The sequence below is a fragment of the Corynebacterium sp. ES2775-CONJ genome, from assembly GCF_024814515.1.
GTDB lineage: Bacteria > Actinomycetota > Actinomycetes > Mycobacteriales > Mycobacteriaceae > Corynebacterium.
Genome location: NZ_JANUXT010000006.1, coordinates 21,189 through 40,818 on the forward strand (window position 1 = coordinate 21,189; position 19,630 = coordinate 40,818).

The 19,630-nt window shown below is 53.3% G+C and carries 14 protein-coding genes; 12 read left to right on the forward strand and 2 right to left on the reverse strand.

Annotated elements, in window-relative coordinates:
• Positions 1–740: 740 nt before the first annotated feature.
• From NXT01_RS07965 to NXT01_RS07985, 5 genes are read left to right on the forward strand one after another with little or no spacing between them, the layout of a single operon-like run.
• Positions 741–1,556, forward strand: a complete 816-nt coding sequence (locus NXT01_RS07965) for a ComEA family DNA-binding protein (protein ID WP_259079722.1) — start codon at positions 741–743, stop codon at positions 1,554–1,556.
• Entirely contained in the window at positions 1,553–3,220 is a 1,668-nt protein-coding gene (locus NXT01_RS07970) for a ComEC/Rec2 family competence protein (RefSeq protein ID WP_259079724.1), read from the forward strand. The genes NXT01_RS07965 and NXT01_RS07970 overlap by 4 nt, the downstream gene beginning before the upstream one ends.
• Complete coding sequence (gene holA, locus NXT01_RS07975) at positions 3,217–4,158, forward strand: DNA polymerase III subunit delta (RefSeq protein ID WP_259079732.1); 942 nt, start codon at positions 3,217–3,219, stop codon at positions 4,156–4,158. The genes NXT01_RS07970 and holA overlap by 4 nt, the downstream gene beginning before the upstream one ends.
• Positions 4,159–4,176: 18 nt before the next feature.
• Positions 4,177–4,599: an ankyrin repeat domain-containing protein gene (locus NXT01_RS07980; protein ID WP_259079734.1), complete on the forward strand. Its 423-nt coding sequence runs from the start codon at positions 4,177–4,179 to the stop codon at positions 4,597–4,599.
• Entirely contained in the window at positions 4,586–5,221 is a 636-nt protein-coding gene (locus tag NXT01_RS07985; protein WP_259079736.1) for a LysE family translocator, read from the forward strand. Before NXT01_RS07980 ends, NXT01_RS07985 begins: the two co-directional genes overlap by 14 nt.
• 38 nt (positions 5,222–5,259) lie before the next feature.
• Here NXT01_RS07985 and rpsT read toward each other — a convergent pair whose 3' ends face one another.
• Both rpsT and NXT01_RS07995 read right to left on the reverse strand, forming a co-directional pair.
• The gene (rpsT, locus tag NXT01_RS07990; RefSeq protein ID WP_259079752.1) at positions 5,260–5,523 is read right to left on the reverse strand and encodes a 30S ribosomal protein S20; all 264 of its coding nucleotides are present in this window, start codon (positions 5,521–5,523) and stop codon (positions 5,260–5,262) included.
• Positions 5,524–5,698: 175 nt separating this feature from the next.
• Complete coding sequence (locus tag NXT01_RS07995; protein ID WP_259079754.1) at positions 5,699–6,247, reverse strand: growth inhibitor PemK; 549 nt, start codon at positions 6,245–6,247, stop codon at positions 5,699–5,701.
• Positions 6,248–6,355: 108 nt separating this feature from the next.
• Between NXT01_RS07995 and lepA the strand changes: the two genes are divergently transcribed.
• From lepA to NXT01_RS08030, 7 genes are all read left to right on the forward strand, one after another.
• A complete protein-coding gene (gene lepA, locus NXT01_RS08000; RefSeq protein WP_259079768.1) occupies positions 6,356–8,203 on the forward strand; it encodes a translation elongation factor 4 in 1,848 nt (615 codons plus the stop codon).
• A gap of 193 nt (positions 8,204–8,396) precedes the next feature.
• Complete coding sequence (locus NXT01_RS08005) at positions 8,397–8,942, forward strand: CAP domain-containing protein (protein ID WP_259079771.1); 546 nt, start codon at positions 8,397–8,399, stop codon at positions 8,940–8,942.
• A gap of 710 nt (positions 8,943–9,652) precedes the next feature.
• Positions 9,653–11,497, forward strand: coding sequence for a BCCT family transporter (locus tag NXT01_RS08010; protein WP_396124772.1), 1,845 nt, complete (start codon positions 9,653–9,655; stop codon positions 11,495–11,497).
• 279 nt (positions 11,498–11,776) lie between these two features.
• Positions 11,777–13,357: a SpaH/EbpB family LPXTG-anchored major pilin gene (locus NXT01_RS08015; protein ID WP_259079775.1), complete on the forward strand. Its 1,581-nt coding sequence runs from the start codon at positions 11,777–11,779 to the stop codon at positions 13,355–13,357.
• A gap of 127 nt (positions 13,358–13,484) precedes the next feature.
• On the forward strand, positions 13,485–14,312 hold the full coding sequence (locus NXT01_RS08020) for a class C sortase (protein WP_259079777.1): 828 nt from the start codon (positions 13,485–13,487) through the stop codon (positions 14,310–14,312).
• The gene (locus tag NXT01_RS08025; RefSeq protein ID WP_259079785.1) at positions 14,313–15,596 is read left to right on the forward strand and encodes an isopeptide-forming domain-containing fimbrial protein; all 1,284 of its coding nucleotides are present in this window, start codon (positions 14,313–14,315) and stop codon (positions 15,594–15,596) included. It abuts the gene before it with no gap.
• A 50-nt stretch (positions 15,597–15,646) separates the two neighbouring features.
• Positions 15,647–19,621, forward strand: a complete 3,975-nt coding sequence (locus tag NXT01_RS08030; RefSeq protein ID WP_259079791.1) for a DUF5979 domain-containing protein — start codon at positions 15,647–15,649, stop codon at positions 19,619–19,621.
• The last annotated feature ends 9 nt before the right edge of the window (positions 19,622–19,630 follow it).

The window sequence follows — 19,630 nt, forward strand, 5'->3', positions numbered from 1 at the left end:
TTAATCCGCGAAGAGTTCCTGGGTAGTTGTATAGGGTACAACTTCTGGCAGAATTCTACATTTGTAACCGTATTGCTCTTACTGTTGGTCCAACCGAGCGATGCAAAATCTTATCGTTCCTCGTTGAAGGGGGCCACCCCCAAACCTGGATGACTGAACTGGTGCAGACAGATTCAGGTTTAAGTTCTCTCAGCTAGGCTGCGTGCAAGGAAGTTTAAATAACACGGTTAACCGTCACCATCGAAACCTTTAATATCGATTAGCAGAGTTCGGCCACATAAATTATAGTCTCGAGTGCAAGCGGGAGACTTCTAATTCTATGTCAAGGATCGATAAGGCCACTTCTGGTACACGTTGGAAGAGAGGTGTCCAGCAGTCCCAGTCAAATCGCTTTAACTTCGTAGAGTTCTATAATTCTGATTTGGTAAACGGTTTCTTCACAGTTCAGAGAGAACAGATCACGGTGTTAGAGTTTAGGGCTGGGAGGTGCCCCCACGCTCACCTATCGGCATCTGCTATCACCGGTCGTTTCGTCTAAACTACTGAATTTTAAAGATCAGTAAATTCTTCAGGATGTTACGAATTAACTGTCTTTTGATGGACAAGTTTATGGATTTTGATGTCGACCCAGTCACCAGCGGAACTATTTGTAGTAGACATACGAGTGCGAGGTGCTCTTAGCGGCTCAACCGAACTTTCATCCATCTTAACAAACCAGTTCGAAGTTTTACACTGATCTCGTGACTTTCTTGCATCACAAGTCGCGGTCCAGGCCGATCTACTCTTTGCTTGAAGGTATGGAGGACACTACTAGGTCTGAAGGCAGGTTCGCCGCCGCCGTTGTGGATACGATTCGGCGGCGCGATCGACCGACGGGCTCTATATCTTCACGCCGCATCAAAGAGCTCTACCGGTCTCACCCTGCGCAGGAAGAGCTGGCCTTTGATAATCCTCTCGACTGCACCCCACGACTGACAGTGAGCCCTCTAGTTGCGCTGGTGGTGGTGAGCGTGGGGCTAATTGGGGTCATTGCGGTGTGGCTGGGAGCTTTCGCCTACGAATCTCCAGCTCCGCAACCTGTACTCCGTGTGACTGGTGCGATCCCCACCCCTTTACCAGTGGCGCCACCGAGAACGGAGATTGTGGTGGCTGTCGTCGGCGCCGTGGAGCACCCTGGGTTGTATCGCTTTAGTGATCCTGATGCGCGTATAGCGGATGCCCTTAAGCGCGCAGGCTTTGAGAATGCCATTTCTCTGGCAGGTATTAACCTAGCCCAGCGACTCACCGATGGTATGCAGATTACCGTGGAGTCCGACACAGATGCCTCGATCGCTGATGCTCCCGCGGTATCAGGCGGCACTCCGAAGCGGGTAGCTCTCAACTCGGCGGGGCGAGAGGAATTAGAGTCTCTTCCCGGTATCGGGACAAAAACAGCAGAGGCCATCATTGCGTACCGCGAGCGCGTCGGATCTTTCAGTACTATCGAACAACTTCAGGATGTCAAGGGCATTGGCCCGAGTAAATTTGCGGCTGTCAAAGATCAACTCGTCTTATGAAAACCCAGAGCCAGGTACGCCTTCTCCCCAGCGCCGCGACTATCTGGGCGGCTATGTTTGCAGTATTCGAGGCCCGCTACCACGATCACAGTTATCTTCTCATTATCGTTGTCGGTCTTTTTATCCTATTCATCTTAGGGATCGTTCTTAGCCGTATTGATCGTGGCCAAGCAATCCTTACCAGCGGCAGCGGAAGTATAGCGCTTTTTATAGCAACGCTACGTCTCAAACAAGCAGAGAGTTTTTCTTTTTCCTCTCCCACCCTCATGCGTGCCCTCGATTCAGCCCGCGTCGGTGGCAGTGGCGCCGTGCAGCATTTTTCTCCTCCCGGCTACCCCGGATCGATCACGGTATTCTCCCCGCGGCCCTTGAATATTATTCCTGGTGAACTGGCAATGGTGAAGGGCTATCCTGACCATGGGAGGGGCCTGGGGTTAGATGCACTGATTTTCCACGCGCGGGAAGCAGTACGAGCGTCCCCGGTGCATCCCGTGCTGTCTTTTCGCCATGAGCTGCGACTAATCTTCCGTCATCACGCAGAGGAGATTATTGACGGTGACGCCGGTGCACTAGTTCCAGCCATGGTCTTCGGTGATATTTCGGGTCAGAGTCCCCAGTTGCGGCAGGATTTTATCCTCAGCGGTTTGGCCCATCTCAGTGCTGTCAGTGGAGCCAATATCACTATGATTCTCACAGCAGTAGTCGTGCTTTTAGCACGCTGTTCACCGCGCATGCGCGCATTTGGGGCGCTACTGGTGATGGCAGCATATATTTTCGTCGTAGGTATGGAGGCCTCGGTATTACGCGCTGGGTTCATGGGAGCAGTTGGCATGATTGCGCTAGTGACCGCCGCTGTGCGCGCCCCCATGAACGCCTTAGCTATCAGTAGTGGAATACTCTTGCTTTACCACCCAGGTTTTGCCACTCACTGGGGATTTGCCCTCTCGGTGGGGGCCACGGCTGGAATTATAGTGATCAATCCGTGGATCTACTGGCATCTGCGTCATATGCCAGGGCCTGCGATAATATGGAAATCTCTCAGCGTAGCGCTGGCCGCGCAGCTGAGCACCATGCCACTTGTGGCAGGCATGGCGGGCCATATCTCGGTGGTGAGCATCTTCGCCAACCTTATCTGCGCTCCCGCGGTTCCGGTGGTCACGATTTTTGGCCTCATCGCCGCCGGTTGCGTGGGGCTCGGAGAGCTAGTAAGCCCCCTTTCACATATCGGAGATTTCATCCTGTGGGTGCTCGCCCCCGTAGCCCGCTGGATTATCTCTACCGCACATATAGCCGCTCATCTCAACGGAGCCGTGATCACCGTAGCCTCACCAGTGAAGTGGGCAATTGTCATTGCCTTGTGGGCACTCTATGCGATCTCGAAGAGCCGCACGTGGTGGGTGCTAGCCTTAGCTGCGCTGGTACTTGGAGTACTGTCACTGCCCCAGCATGAACTACCAGAGCCAGATCTGAGCACTATACGAACCTACGAAGTGAATTCGCTGCAAGAACTAACAGACCAACATACTATCCCAGCAGGTACAGAAGCTATTATCGTGCGCTCTCATAAGGACGTGTCAGCAGATTATCCAACAGTGACCCAAACCGGGATCCCGGTGTACTTTCGCGCACCTGACGGTTACTCACAGCTAGAATCGAGCCCATGAAACCTGTCCACCTCATTCTTGGCGACGAAGACTTTCTCATCGAGCGCACCATCAAAGAGATCAGTGCCGCTATCAAGTCGCACGCTCCTACGGGCACGACTATTGATATCACCCAAATCCGCGCCGGGGATATCACCAAGGCGGAGCTCTTAGACTTACTAAGTCCATCACTATTTGGCGAGGATCGCATCGTCGTGATCGACCGAATGGATGAGGCAGGTAAGGAACCCGCTCAACTCATCGTCGAGCTTGCGCGAGATCCCGGACCCGGTATTTATGTCATCATTAGCCATTCGGGTGGAGGTCGGCAAAAAGCACTGGTGACGCCCCTGAAAAAGCTTGCCGAGGTCCATGAGATAGAAGCGCCCAAGCAGCACCAGCGGACCCAATGGTTAAACCAGGAATTTCGACGCCTCGGGGTCCAGGTCACCCCCGATGTGCTCCAGGTTCTCCTTGAAGGCGTGGGTTCAGATCTACGTGCTCTCTCCAGTGCCGTAGATCAGCTAGTGGCAGATACTGATGGCGAGGTTACGGCTGGAAAGGTACGTCAGTACTATGAGGGTGTTGCTGAGGTTAGCGGTTTCGATGTTGCCGATCTCGCTTGCCAGGGAGATACCTTCAAGGCCCTGGCTAGTATGCGACGAGCCTTACAGCTGGGGGTGGAACCAGCTGCACTTGCCACCGCTTTGAGCATGAAAGTATCGGGAATTGCGCGCCTATACTCCTCCCAACCGCACCCTTCCTTAGCCGGTCAACTAGGGATGCACCCCTATGTCCTGGAAAAGACTGCGCAACTAGCGCGGCGATGGCGGGGAGACAATATCAGCCAAGCAGTGATCATTGCAGCCGAATTGGATGCGGAAGTTAAAGGTCAGGGGGGAGATCCAGCCTTCGCCCTCGAGCAGGCGGTGCGTCAAATTTCGCAGCTGGCTGGCTAGATTCCTAAGATGGGGATAATGACGACCCCTTCTCCAGACCCTGAACTGCAAGCCTTTATCAACGAGCTCTTTCACCTCGCTCGCACCGGAGGCGAGCCCGCCTGCGATAGGCTGAGGACGCTCGTTACTCTGGGGCTTAACCCCAATATTAGTAATGAGGAGGGCAATACTCTCCTCATGATAGCCGCCTATAGCGGCCATGCTGATATTGTCCGGGAGTTAATCAATATGGGGGCGGACCTAAATCAATTAAACGACCGGGGACAGTCCCCGTTGGCAGGAGCAATATTTAAGAAGTATCCAGAGGTCATTGCTACTCTGATCAATCACGGCGCTGATCCTCATATCGGTCATCCCAGCGCCTATAACACCGCAAAAATGTTTGGACTCAGCGACCTTGTAGCCCACCTTGACGCTCACGATTCCGGTGACAAGCGCTGATATTATCGGGTTGATCATGCTCAACCTCATTGGGATGATCAGCCCCGGACCGGATATATTTCTCCTCATCCGACTAGCCACAAAATCTCGGGCGCATGCCCTCGCCGCCACTCTCGGTATCGCCAGCGGGCTCACGGTGTGGGTGATCGCAACGGTTGTGGGAGCCTCCACCCTGCTTCATGCTTATCCATCGATCATGGGGGCTATTCAACTTATCGGCGGCTTATGGTTGGGTTTTATGGCGAAGAATGTACTCACGTCCGCTCTCGCCCAGTACCGGAAGGGTACTCAGCTCGATATTGATCACGCGGCACGCTTAGGTAGCCTCAAATATTGCTATCGCCTGGGCCTAGCAACAAATCTGTCTAATCCCAAAGTGGTGCTCTATTTCGCAGCGATTATCGCACCATTCCTGCCACCCAACCCACATATCGGCCAAGCGCTCCTCGTGGTGGCAGTCATAATAACGACCACCGTTCTAGGCTTTTCTACACTTGTTATGGCCTTCTCAGCTCGTCCGGTGCGTCACGTATTCTATCGCTTTAGCTATATCGTGGATTTTATCGCCGGCGGATTTTTTGCAGTTGCCTCAATTGGTTTAATCATCGCAGGGTTATTTTAAAAAAATCCCGCTGATCGGTGAGGATCAGCGGGATTTTCTTAAGCCATCTTATTTAAAGCTGTGGCCATACGGGACTTCTTGTTTGCCGCATTATTGCGGTGGAAGACACCCTTGGTAACAGCCTTGTCCAGTTGACGCGAAGCAACACGCAATTGGTTTTCGGCGCCGGCCTTATCGCCTTCGGCAACTAGAGCGCGGAATTTACGGATCTCGGTGCGAACCTTCGAACGGATTGCCTGGTTGCGCTGACGAGCCTTCTCGTTGGTGAGAACGCGCTTCTTTTGGGACTTAATATTTGCCATGTGTATACCTCTTATTCGGATATCTTAGTGCACCACGGCTGCTACGAGTTGAAGTTCGCGGCGATCCCAAGGTCCTGACCGCTCGAAGATGAACTTAACCACCATGGTGGTGTTGTTTCGGACAACGAACGAAAACCTTACCACCTCCGCTAACTAAAAGCGAACACGTAAGCAGTTATTTCCACCCGAATTCACGGCGCAAGCGATTGGCTATCGACTCCCACCGGCGCGGCGGGATCACAGCCCCCTGGCGCCTAATCACGATCTCTGGAACCTGCACTAATTTATCAAGCCTGGCCCAGGCATTCCGCCCCGTCTCATCCCACGGCCCTGCCCCTATTTCAGCCCATGATGAACTGAGCGCATGTGCAGGATTAGGGGAGGTAATCAGGCCCAAAAGCTTATCCCCACTGCGGCCCACCACGATGAGGGCTCGTTCGAAATCCGGTTCGCTCGGGCGGGTAAAAAAAACCACTTCGCCAGGATCGACTTGGCCATCCATATTGGGGGCATAAATAAGCCCGCGCGGATATTCAGCGGTGTCGACGACTGCGATATCAGCGCGCGCCGGAGTGCGAAGGTGGTGGGCGTCGATTCGCTCAGTGAGCCCGAGTTGAGAGGCGAGAGCCTTCAGGCCCTTATCGAGATTGGAGGTTTCGTCGCTTCGAAATAGCCTCACCATGATCGCCCGCAAGATACGTCGCACTAAGGAATCCGGCTTCATAATCTTTCAGTTTATCCTTCTGAAGCATCTCGAGGGGGCCTAAGTCGGGAGAGTATACAGAGGTGGGGTAAAGTCGGGAGAAGAATTGCAGTTGGAGAAAGGGATTAAATGGCCAAGAATTTCGCGGAGCAGACTTTTTCGGATCTCTCCAAGATCCGTAACTTCTGTATTATCGCCCATATTGACCATGGAAAATCGACCTTAGCGGATCGTATTTTACAGTACTCCAATGTTGTCGATGCCCGCGATATGCGCGAACAATACTTAGACAATATGGATATCGAGCGTGAGCGCGGCATCACTATTAAGGCGCAAAACGTTCGGCTACCCTGGGTGCCGCGTTCCGGTGCGCACAAAGGTGAAGAAATCGTGATGCAGATGATCGACACCCCGGGCCACGTTGACTTCACCTATGAGGTTTCTCGAGCGCTCGAAGCCTGCGAAGGAGCTATCCTCCTAGTTGACGCCGCCCAAGGCATCGAAGCTCAAACTTTGGCGAATCTCTACCTAGCCATGGAGAATGACCTCGAGATTATTCCCGTACTTAATAAGATCGATCTGCCAGCCGCAGATCCAGAGAAATATGCCCAAGAAATTGCCCATATTATTGGATGCGAACCAGATGATGTTTTGCGGGTGTCAGGTAAAACCGGTGAAGGCGTTGAAGCTCTCCTCGATAAAGTAGCCGAATTGGTGCCGCCACCGACCACCGATCACGGCATTGATGCGCCGGCGCGCGCCATGATTTTCGACTCGGTCTATGACACCTACCGCGGCGTGGTTACCTATATTCGTATGATCGACGGGAAGCTGACCCCTCGACAGAAAATTAAGATGATGTCGAGCAGTGCCGTTCACGAGTTGCTGGAAATTGGCATTGTGTCGCCCACCCCCAAAAAGTGTGACGGCTTAGGCCCTGGCGAAGTGGGATATCTGATCACTGGCGTCAAAGATGTACGCCAATCCAAGGTCGGAGATACCGTTACCTGGGCCCAAAACGGCGCCGAAGAGGCTCTGCAAGGCTATGCTGATCCCAAACCCATGGTGTACTCAGGGCTGTTCCCAATTTCGCAAGCCAACTTCCCAGACCTGCGTGAAGCACTGGAGAAATTACAGCTCAATGACGCTTCATTGTCCTGGGAGCCGGAAACCTCTGTGGCTCTGGGCTTTGGCTTCCGCTGCGGATTCCTTGGATTGCTCCATATGGAGATCACCAGAGACCGCCTCGAACGCGAATTCGGCCTTGATCTCATCTCCACTGCCCCCTCGGTGTCCTACCGTGTGGTAGCCGAAGATGGGAGCTCAACTCACGTACACAACCCTTCAGATTGGCCTGGTGGAAAATTACGCGAGGTGTGGGAGCCTATCGTGAAAACCACCATCATCGTGCCCTCCGAATTTGTAGGTAGCACCATGGAACTCTGCCAATCCAAGCGCGGACAAATGGGAGGCATGGACTATTTATCGGAGGACCGCGTAGAACTGCGTTATACCATGCCGCTGGGTGAGATTATCTTCGATTTCTTTGATTCTCTAAAGTCGCGCACCAGGGGATATGCCTCGCTGAATTACGAGGAAGCGGGGGAGCAGCAAGCCGATCTGGTCAAGGTTGATATTCTCCTGAACGGCGATCCAGTGGATGCCTTCTCGGCAATTGTTCACCGTGATTCCGCTTTATGGTACGGCAATAAGATGACGAAGAAACTGAAAGAGTTGATTCCACGCCAGCAATTTGAAATCCCCATTCAGGCCGCGATCGGCGCCAAGGTTATAGCCCGTGAAAATATCCGGGCAATGCGTAAGGACGTGACAGCGAAATGCTATGGCGGCGATATTTCTCGTAAGCGGAAGCTTCTTGAAAAACAGAAAGAGGGCAAGAAGCGCATGAAATCCCTTGGTTCCGTTTCGGTCCCACAGGAAGCCTTCGTGGCAGCACTGAGCACGGACGATAATTAGTCACGGCCCCAGCCCGCGAGATTTTCTCCTCGCGGGAAGCTTAAAGATGCCAGCAACTTAAAGGCACCGGATATTCCCGGATATTCATGGGTGCTAGCTCATGAGAGTAGACCACTGCCTCAAAAGCAAGTGACGTGTATCATAAGTACCCATATTCCCTATTCCGCAACCAGTATGAGGAGAGAGCTGCACCATGACAAGGATTCCCCGAACCCTATTAGCTATAACTCTTGCTGGTTCGATGATCATGCCTGGCCCCGCCCACGCACAGATGCCTCCTCTACCCGCCCTATCCTCTCAAGGATCATCTACTGATCTTATAGGCGACTTTTTGGTGCATATTAAACGCAGCGTGGATGATTTTCTAGCACGCATGAGCCCAGCACGGCCGCTGCCACCTTATGATCAGCGCACGGATGAAGCGGTGACCATAGCGCTCATTAACCAAGAGCGCACACGCCGCGGCCTCTATCCGCTCGTCTTCGATGACGTCTTGTATCAACAGGCACGCGGGCATAGTCAATGGATGGCGCATAATCAGTTCCAGCCAAGCGTCGGTATTACCAGTGGTGAACTTATCGCTAGCGCCCCTGGCGTGCTCAGTGGTCAAGCTTTCCACCAGTGGAACAGTGTCCCTGGTGAACGCGCGCTGCTGCTCAATCCGAGACTCACCAGGATCGCGGTCGCGGCACACCGAGCCGTGGATGGGCGCATCCTTTATACCGCACTCGTTCGCTAACAAGGATGTGTAGCGGTGCCGCCTGAACAGTCTCCGTTATGGGAGATGTTCTGCAAAGGTGGTTAGAGCTCCTACCGTCAGCGTGGACGAGTAACTGCCCGCATTCTCTTTCGATCCTCATCATTCGGGGTAGAAATATTAGGGAGATGCTAAGTGTGAGGTGACCTGCGGGTCAGGGTTTACCCTGCAGGTAGAAGAATATTTGCCTCACCTTACCCGTTAGTCGTATTCCTGCCGTCCCCGATCATGGCTCCTCATTTCTGGCTGGCCAGGGTCAAAAAATTTGCCTGGCCCACTATGACAGACTTCAGCTTGGCTTAGGGCATGCCCGTAGCATCGCTATCTCCAAGCTCATCTAAAAGATCTTTGTGAGTGATCCTTAACCTACGATGCGGAGCGATATCTTTTACACTCTAGATTCAAGTATTGAGGGGGCGAGCGTCGAGGTGCTCATCTTAATAGCGAGCTTGTCAGGCTTGTTGGTGAGTCTTAATTCAATACACAGGCAGTGCCCCAACTGCGCCGGGCAGAATACGAGCCTGCTTTTATAGAACTATGATCTTGGGAGTAATAGGCGGTCTAAAGGTTTTTAGAGTAACCTCCGCAGTGCGTGGTGGAGTCGGCGCTGACGTGCGGGATATGAACGAGTGCGTCATCAACCTATAGTATTAGAACCTGTTTGATTCTAAGGTACTTATATCTGATTAAGGATGTGCACGATCGCTACTTCACATTCACCGAGCTCCGCGACGTCGGATCCCACTCCGACTTCTGCTCGTAAACGGTTTCATTTTCACACTGACCCGACAATCTTCGCCATGGCGGCTGGGACCATCGGTGCATTCGTCCTCGTCACTTTGATATTTGGGGAGCGGATACAACCAATATTTGCCAGTGCATCAGCGGCCCTGCTGAAAAATTTAGGCTGGATGTATATCGGAGGTATTTCCTTAGCGCTGATCTTCCTGATCGGCATCTTCGCCTCCAGCTACGGCCGGATGCGTTTAGGCGACGACGACGACGACCCCGAGCATTCTCTCCCCGTCTGGTTCGCCATGCTCTTCGCTGGCGGCGTGGGCGCTGTCTTGATGTTCTGGGGTGTTGCGGAACCCATTAACCATATTTACAACCCTCCAATGAATAATGTGGAACCCATGAGCGCAGCGGCCGCCGAGCAGGCATTCGCTTTCACGTTCTACCACTTTGGTATCCATATGTGGGTCATTATGGCGCTACCAGGCCTGGCCTTGGGCTACTTCATCTACAAGCGCAAACTGCCACCGCGTCTGTCTTCAATCTTTGCCCCCCTCTTAGGCCCGCGTATCTATTCACTACCAGGCAAATTCATCGATGCCTTAGCAATTATTGGTACGGTCTTCGGCATCGCGGTCTCGGTTGGCCTGGGAACGCTGCAGGTCAACGCCGGCCTCAATAAGATTTGGGGGGTACCCCTGGTGGGATGGGTGGAATTACTCATCATCATTCTTATCACCGTGGTGGCCAGCTTTTCGGTCGCGAGTGGGCTGGATAAAGGTATAAAGATTCTCTCCAACCTCAATATTGCCATGGCCGTGATCTTCATGGTCTTTGTTGTCCTGACCGGCCCCACACTCACTCTTTTGCGTTCCGTGGTCGAGGCCTTCGGAATCTACGGTGATTGGTTGCCGCGCCTGATGTTCTGGACAGATTCTTATAGTGATAATCCTGGCTGGCAGGGCAAGTGGACCGCTTTCTACTGGGCGTGGACGATCTGCTGGTCGCCGTTTACGGGGATGTTCGTCGCTCGAATTTCCCGCGGACGCACGGTCCGTGAATTCATCGGCGGTGTGCTCATTTTGCCCACAATCTTCGGAGTCATTTGGTTTGCCATCTTTGGCCGTGCGGGCCTGGAGATCGAGCGTGCTCAGCCAGGCTTCCTCACTGTGCCAGTGGTGGAGCAGGGTGACGTCTCTGCAGCACTCTTTAATTTCCTGCAAGCGTATCCGCTTAGCTCCGTGGTCTCGGTCTTCGCCCTGATGATCGTCATTATCTTCTTCATCACTTCTATCGATTCCTCGGCGATGGTCAACGATATGATGTGCACGGGAGAAGAGAACCAATCGCCGACGGCCTATCGTATCGCTTGGGCCGTGATGATCGGCGCGGTAGCGGCAGTGCTGCTCATCGTTTCTCCCGGCACTGGTATCGATGTTCTCCAGCAGGTTGTCATTATCGTGGCCTTGCCCTTCTTCCTCATGCAGTTCGTCATGATGTACTCGCTTTTGAAAGGGATGAATGATGATCGCGCTGCGATGGCTCCCTTGGTGACGAGACGGTGGGAAAAAACCGATACCGCCGAGAAGCTAGCGACGCACGAGCAGCAACCAGCTCCCGGATTCGATGAGGACGGTAACATTTTGCCGACCCCAGAGTTTGAACAAACGGCGGATGGAACTGTCATCATTTCCGGCAATGTGATGATCGACGGCGAGTTAGGGATTACCGGCAGTGTGAACGACGACGTCGAAAAGGACGATATCGACAAAGAACGCGACCAAGGAAAATCCTCTCAGTAAAACTCTCCCTCAGGGCCTCCTTTTAGCATTGTGCTTAAAGGAGGCTTTTCCCAATAAGAAATTCTAAAAGTTAAGAGGATTATCAGATCCATGAGCTGCTGTGATCACCCAAGAAGTGCTTTTTTGTCCATCTAGCTGCGCAGATAGATATTTGGATGCGCAGCAAAGGTGAGTTACCATGGTCGGTCGTATGCGGGACGGTTTAACTGACATAGGAAAACCTCATGAGTCCGCGCGCTACCAAATCTTGTACGCAAATATAAATTTTTAAGGATATTGATGCTTTCATTAAAACCCCGAGCCATAGCCCTGTGTGCCGCCGTCACCGTGGCGTGCACCAGCATGGGTGTAGGCCTTCCAGCAGCTATCGCTGAAGATAAAAACCTGAGTATCGAGCAAACTCTTGGTGATGCCAACCTGCAGGCTGCGGCGCAGATCGATACTACCCAGACGGTGAAGCTCAATATCTACAAATATGACGGCGAGTACGAGGATGTAGAAGGCGCACCGCAAAACGCCCAACCGCTAGCAGGGGTCACCTTCAAAGTGGAGAAGGTCAAAGATGACGCAGGTAACGCCTTTGACCTTACGAAGGCTGCGAGCTGGAAGAAGCTCAACGACATCGTATCGGCCGAGAATGCCAATGCGACGATCGCAGCCCTTCAAGCTGACGACAGCGTAGCTGAGCAAAGCAAGGAAACCGATGGTCAAGGTCTCGCCGCTTTCGAATTTGCGAACGGCGCTGGCGTTTACCGCGTGACCGAAACTCAGACCCCCGAAGGTTATTCGGTGACCTCACCCTTCCTCATCACCCTACCAACCCCCAATGGCGATGGTGATCAGTGGGTATATGAGCGCACGGTTTATCCAAAGAACCAAAAGATTGAGCCGATTAAGGAAGTCAACGATGACACAGCCGCCTTGGGTGGCACCCTTAGCTACCGACTCAGCTCTCGTGTCCCATCAACCAATCTCACCCAATTCAAAATCACGGATGATCTGGTGGAAAACCTCCAGTACGTCGATGGTTCCTTGAAGGTGACCGTAGCCGCGCGGACCGCCCAGGCGGGAGATATCCCAACGCTGGTAGATACTGAGGACTTTACTACCACCACAGGCTCTAATCCCGGTGATGAAATAGTTGTTGACTTCACGGAAAAAGGTCTAGCCAAGCTCGAGGCTTTCTATAAGACGCACACCGATGCTCAGGTCTTTGTGGAATTTGACGCCACAATCGTCTCGCTTCCGGATAACGGGCGAATTGATAACAAAGCAACCTTTGATATCAACTCCAAGTCGTATTCCACCACCCGTGATGAGGACAACCCCACGCGGACGACCTTCGGCAACCTAACGATCACGAAAACTGCTGGTGAAGAGAATGTACCAGCTAATGAGCTGGAAGGTGCGGAGTTCGAGCTCTATCACTGCACCAACGATTCCGGCGCCTGGACGCTCAAGGGTAATGCTCTCAAGACCGCTACCCAGAGCACCGGTGTAGAGCAACAAGAAAAGCTGACGACCAAGGTCGTCTCGGATGAGGCCAAAGCCCAAGGATTCGGTATCCCTATCAAGTCCTACTCAACTGGTTCGGGAGAATCAGCAAATAAGTTCTGTGTCATCGAGACCAAAGCTCCCGCAGGCTTTGTGCGCAACCCAGAAGTTATTCCAGTGGTTGTGACCGAGAACGAGAACGGTCCGGCTGAGTTGACGGCAGAAGTGGAGAACCAAAGGACAACCTTCCTCAACCAGCTACCATCTACTGGTGCATGGGGAATAGTTCTCGTCTTCCTTGTCGGTCTGGCTTTGCTTGCCCGTGGTCTTTATACCACCCGCCGTGATTCCAAGGCCACAGCCTAAAAGCTGAGCTAAAAGAGCGGGGTGGATCCCGTCTGTCCAGCACCGACGGGATCCAGCTGCCAAAGAAGTAGGGAAGGGCTTGAAATTCATGCGTCACCGTCAGCGAAGAGCACGAGACCGGGTGCGCATGCGAGGCCCTCTCTATATCATCCTGGCTGTTGTGGTATTTCTCGCCCCTGTTGTTCTTACGCATCTGAAAAATAGCGAACAAAATCGCCTGGCCGAGTATTACTCGGAGAAGGTAATGCAGATGGAAGCTCAGGACCGATCCACCCTGCTTGACCAAGCGCGAGAGTATAACCAGAATCTGCCCGAGTTCGGTTCACCAGATCCGTGGGTGCACGGTGTTGATACCTCAACCCCTGGCTACCAAACGTACCTTGACCATCTGAATGTAGATTCCATGATGGCAAGGCTGCATATACCGTCAGTCGGTATTGACCTTCCCGTCTATCACGGCACCTCAACATCAACATTAGCTCACGGGGTAGGGCATCTCTATGGCACCGCCCTTCCTGTCGGGGGAGAGGGGACCCACGCAGTACTGACAGGTCACACCGGATTGGCTACGTTAACGATGTTTGACAACCTCACCCACGTAAAAATCGGTGATATTTTTACCCTTGATGTAGTGGGCGACACCCTCGCTTATGAGGTCGATGATATTCGAATAGTACTGCCTGAGGATATCTCCAGCATCAGGCCGATTGCAGGTCACGATCTTCTTACTCTCGTTACCTGTACTCCTTATGGTATTAATACGCACCGTCTGCTCGTCCGTGGCCGCCGCGTAGATGTGCCACATCACCAGGATGAGCGCCGGTATCGCAGCCCTTGGCAGCTGTGGATGACGATAGCTGTAGGAATTTCGCTAGCCGCTTTGCTGTATTTAGTCATCTTTATGTTAAGGCGGCGAAATAAGGCGGATACGCAGCAGATGAACGGGGAGTTATAAGTGCTATTACACTCACACCCAAGAGTATTGGGCCTGGGGAGATCACTCATCGCAGCGCTGCTGGCAGTATCTACAATCGCCCTTGTCATAGTCCCCGCCCATGCTCAGGCTCCGCGACATTTACAGATTGTGAAGACCTTTGCTAATCCCACCCAGCGCACCGATGGCGTGGTGGGACCAGAGCAGCTTATTGGTGCTACCTTCACAATTCGCCAGTTGTTCGGCCTGGGGGAACTTGACCCCAGCCAGTTGAATGATCTCATTCTGCGACGCCCTGAGTTGCTGACATCTGATCCGCAGGTCAATACCGGCCCTGTGATGCACGCGCGAACAGATGATAACGGAGTTGCTCTATTCTCAGGTCTCGAACCCGGTATTTACCAGGTGCGAGAAGACGCCCGCAGGATGGGAGATACTCCTGAACTCGTGTCGACGCCCTTCCTAGTGATCGTCGATCAGCCCTCGACCGCTGTGCGAACGAAAATTCAACCACCATCTGTGACCAAGCGTGCAGACCGCGAGACCGCCGATTGGGGTGAGACTATCGCCTATAGCATCACCGCCCAAGTGCCCCCGGTAGATAGCAACGGCCAACTTCACCGAGTGGAATTCTTCGACTCGCTCGATACCAACCTAGACTTCGAGGGCATCGACACTATCGTGGTGGAAAATCTCGACGGCTCAGTCCGTCTGGAGGCCAATGACTATCGCACCAGCGTGGAGGCAAACGAGGTTTCGATATCCTTGAGCGACGCTGGCCTTACAACGATATCGCGGCTTCGTGCAGGCCACCCCGAAACCACCGTGAATATTAGCTTTCGAGCACGGGTGAAAGCGCCACTCTTCCCAGGCACAAAGATTTCGAATACGATCTATGCCTCCGCGGATGGATACTGCCCAGCCGACACCCAAATGGCGGGATGTTTAGGCGCCTACCCAGCGCTGAAATCTGATACCGCAATAACCCACGCACCCCAGATTAGCTCTGGAAGCAGCATAGTGACTGGTGTTGTTGTGCCACTTCTAGCCGTCTTTCTAACGCTCGGATTTGGGTGGCTGCCACTTAGTCAGTTACTGCTTCATCCGCCTAGTAGGCCCGACATCACGCAGGATAAAAATTCGTGGATGATGCAGTCGCCGATAGGTGCATTGGCATCGACGGGGGCTAGTGTTTTAGGACTCGTTGGACTAGCCCTTCTTCTCGTAACGGTGGGCTTGTGGCTGGTGGTCCGGCGGCGACCATCGGGAGACGAAGATGGTGTTTATCCTAAGAGCGAGTCCTAACAGTGGGAGCACAGATTCATATTAAAACCAGAGATTATCGAGGAAACATATTGACAAGCATAGTGCACCGGGGGTACGCCCTGATTGCTATAGTCATCGTGTTCATGGGGCTTCTTATAGTTGTTGGCGGGCCCAATACTCTAGCGCGCGCTGAGGATGCATCGGATTTCTCCGCAACTCCGGTAGCGTCTCGGGTGATCCCCACACCAACTCAGGAATATGAGGGTTGCGAATTTCGCGTGTCCAGCCCGGGGTCGGAAACCGAGCTCTTCGCTCCGCAATTATGCTGGTTAGATCTTAGCCAAATTGATAATCCATGGGACGGGCCGCAACTGGTGAGACAAAAGATTGGTGATCTCACCCTTGAGTTCAATGCTGAAATAGTAGCGGGCAGTTCCTATCTTATGGATGTGACTTCGGAAGTTATTTCTGGAGATGACAAGTCGATATTTGGGTATGATCGTGACGGAATGGTTAACTTCGGCCTCTCCACGGAAGCAGGGCGAAATGAGCAGTTAACTAGTGACCGACTCGAACTGAGCAAGGCGGGGGCTAAAGTTAAGCGACCCGTGCTGCGAGCATATCTGAAGCATACGTTTGGGGGAGAGGGAAAAAAGTACGCCGTGGTGCGTTTGAGCGATATCCGGGTGATTGGCCGAGATAATCGCGAGTTGAAGAAATACGACCTCGTGGTCATGGACGCCGAAAGAACCACAACACGCAGTAACAGCTACCATGAGGCGATTACTTTACAGGCCGACTCGCGCGGGAAAATCCTTCAGCCTCTCTTGCTCTACAACGACGACGGTAGAACTTGCAAATGGGCGAGTACCCTAAATTTCACGTTTGAAGGTAGGAATGCCTGGGGTTCTAGAGCTGCAGCTAACTGGGAAGTCGACGGAAAGACCTTCGACTACGCGTGCTTAGTTGATTATACTGTGACCCAACCCGGAGCCTTCTTAACCTCCATTCAAAATCCCACTTCTCTAGAGATTGGTCTCTATACGTCGAGCACGAGCGGCGGTAAACAAGGCGTCGCCATTGCGCTCAATGTGGGGCGTATAGGCGGCCATGTCGATGCTGATACCTCAGCCGAGACCAAAATTCTCGGGAATCAGACTGTTTTCGACTTTGAGGCGGGTTCTACCAAGGATGAATTCGAAGCAGTTGTGAATTCGAGTACCGATCAACCAGCGCGCCAGGATGCTGCACCCTTCGCCACGCTACTGCGCTCGGTGCGCTACGAAGGAGGGATCCCTCGAGCCTCGGATCCTTATACTTTCCGTTCTCAGGCCCGCACCCCAGATGGTACTAATGTCTTCGACAGATACGATCCCGAATGGACCTGTCAATTAGGGAACAGAAAGCTGCAAAAGGGAAATTTCCCAGCTGGTTTCGTGGTAACTAACGGCGATAATACTTCCACAGTGACCTACGCAAACGCAGAAAATGAGCCCGTCTACTGCGCAGTAAAGTGGAAGCCTAAGTTCAATAGGGCCTCTCTCACTGTGGAGAAAAGGATCGACGGCCTCGATCCACACACAGACCGCGCCTACAATTTCCGCTACCAATGCACACCCCCTCCAGGCTTCGACAAAGCCTTCGGCAATCAGCAACTCGACGGAGACTTCGTGCTGGGGCAGGGCGGCGATCGCACGCTGACCCATCAAATCGACGGGCTCGTCGAGGGCGCGACGTGCCACGTCAGTGAGGATCTTTCCACCGACGACGTGCCCGATGGTTACAAACACACACTCACCTGGAATCCCGAGCAACAGGCAGGGACTTCTCCTTCTCTCACGCTTCGTGCTGAGGACGATTCAGCGAACCGGATCGTGGCAATAAACACATATGAGCGGAAATTGACCGCCCTTAATGTGACGAAAAAGCTCGGAGGGAGTGCGGCTGCAACGCTGGTAGCCCCCGGGCAACAACGCCAGGTCAACTTCGGCTTGACGTGCGAAGGCGTGGACGAACGCATAGTGGCCGTGGAGCTGCGTAATGAAAACGGAACGGTGACCACGACCAAGGCGACAAGAGTACCAGGGCTTCCCGCGGGCTCTATGTGTACGCTTTCTCCAAAGTTCAAGGTAGACAACCCTGATATTGTGCTGCGCCATCGATATATTGTCCTCGATGGCAAAAATATTGAGCAGAATCAGTCGGGGGACTATATATTCCGGTTAAAAGATGAAGATGGTTCTGTGAGTAACCTTGCTATTGATACCGCGTACGATAAAACTACGACGGTAACGGTGACTGCAGCAGCCGCCGGCCCAGCCCGGGAGGTAGGGGAAGTTCCCAACCGCGATCTGAGCATTGGTTACCGTTGTGTAGCTGGGCAGGAGACGGTTCTCGAGGGGCGAGTTGCGGCTGCACCCGGCCAGTCTGTTGAGGTAAAAGGAGTCCCTGTCGGTTCCCTGTGTGCACTCGATCTCGATACCTCCTATAACTATCCTCAGGCTAGGTTGCTACGAGACCAGTCCACCGTGACCATCCGCGAAGGTCGAGAGCGGACAATTCCGCTGCTAACCGCCGAGCAACCTGTTATCGAAATCAGGGATACTCAAGGGCAGCGCTCTCCAAACATCACTGTATCGGCATGGTTCGCACTGCGCAGTGTCCCAGTACGCATCGTGAATATCCAACACGGGGCTCCTCAAGGACTCGAACAGGCTGAGTTCATCAATAGGATTACCTGTAACGGAGAAGATTTCTCATCAGCTACAACCCTCGCTAAGGCTACGAGCGCTGCTGACTACTCCGCTGCTATGGCGCAACCGCCACAGGGTGGAATAATCGTAGAGCTGCCCGCTGGTGCTCGTTGCGAATACCAGCTCGATGGCAGTGCTCTGCAGGCGCGCCCAGACCTCGCGGTAACCGCCGATGACAGGAAACCTTATAGTCAGATGGGACTCTGGGACTACGCGGGAGTCGCAGACTCCCGGAACCCGCGAGATCCCTTAAGCGCGGACACCCGAGTTGATTCGACCATGAAGCAACCAGTTGTGAAGTTTTCAACCCCGAATACGGTTCCATCGCCTTCGAATCAGGACGTGGCTCTCACCCTCGCCTCGGAGACTTTTTTCCGAACAGCCACTGTGACAGTCAGCTTTCATAAGGAAGCGGTGGGTGCAGTCTCATCTAGCCAGGAATTCCAGTTCAGCTCCAATTGTGAGCCTTCTGATTTCACCTTACGGTCTGGTGAGACTCATCTCTTCAAAGACGTGCCCGTCAATACCACATGCCAGGTCACCGAATTGATCGACGATCATCACACGATTCCTCAGGCGCAGTGGGAACCGCATGATATTTCTCCGCGGTATCGCATCGATCAAGGCGAGATCAACCAGGCTGCAATGAGTCAGGGTGCGGTAACTGAAGGGCCCGCGTGGACCTTCACGGTTCTCCCCGTTGCCGAAGCGGAGGATACCGATAGGCACGGGGATAAATGGACAGTGACTGCCCGCAATACCATTCCTGGAATCGCACTGGACAAGCGCATCAAGGGGGCAGGGCTTTCAGCCCTCACCGAAGCGGTTGCAGGCACCGTTGTGCTTCCAGCGCAAGCGGAAGCCATGGATATAACCTACATAGTTCGTAATCGCTCGACTATTCCTCTGGAAGCAGTGACACTTCGTGATCCTTCTCTTGCAGGTGCGGAGATCCTCGCAGACGGTCAAACGCTCCTGATATCCGATGATGGCCTCATCCCCGCTGCAGCGTGCGAGATAGAAACCCTTGACGCCGAGGCGGAGGTCGAATGCTCGATAAAGGTCAAGATCCCCGGGGACCCTCGTCGTTTTTATCACTATCGTGGTTCTGCAGCTGAGGTCACGGCAGTGACAACTGGGCAGGAAAATCTCCAACAGGTTAGTGATATCGCTGGTGCTAATGCGCTGCGACTATCTGCAGCTGTGGCTCAAATGTTGCCACAAACTGGATTGCAGTCGCTGGTACTCTTCCTGCTTCTGGGTGTGATCATTCTTGGATTTGGCCTGTGGCGTTATATGCGGGAATCATAGAGAGGAACG

Coding starts and splice junctions, on each gene's coding strand:
- NXT01_RS07995 (WP_259079754.1), bottom strand. CDS start 6,247: ATGAAGCCGGATTCCTTAGTGCGACGTATCTTGCGGGCGATCATGGTG.
- NXT01_RS08015 (WP_259079775.1), top strand. CDS start 11,777: ATGCTTTCATTAAAACCCCGAGCCATAGCCCTGTGTGCCGCCGTCACC.
- rpsT (WP_259079752.1), bottom strand. CDS start 5,523: ATGGCAAATATTAAGTCCCAAAAGAAGCGCGTTCTCACCAACGAGAAG.
- holA (WP_259079732.1), top strand. CDS start 3,217: ATGAAACCTGTCCACCTCATTCTTGGCGACGAAGACTTTCTCATCGAG.
- NXT01_RS07980 (WP_259079734.1), top strand. CDS start 4,177: ATGACGACCCCTTCTCCAGACCCTGAACTGCAAGCCTTTATCAACGAG.
- NXT01_RS08020 (WP_259079777.1), top strand. CDS start 13,485: ATGCGAGGCCCTCTCTATATCATCCTGGCTGTTGTGGTATTTCTCGCC.
- NXT01_RS07970 (WP_259079724.1), top strand. CDS start 1,553: ATGAAAACCCAGAGCCAGGTACGCCTTCTCCCCAGCGCCGCGACTATC.
- lepA (WP_259079768.1), top strand. CDS start 6,356: ATGGCCAAGAATTTCGCGGAGCAGACTTTTTCGGATCTCTCCAAGATC.
- NXT01_RS08010 (WP_396124772.1), top strand. CDS start 9,653: ATGTGCACGATCGCTACTTCACATTCACCGAGCTCCGCGACGTCGGAT.
- NXT01_RS08005 (WP_259079771.1), top strand. CDS start 8,397: ATGACAAGGATTCCCCGAACCCTATTAGCTATAACTCTTGCTGGTTCG.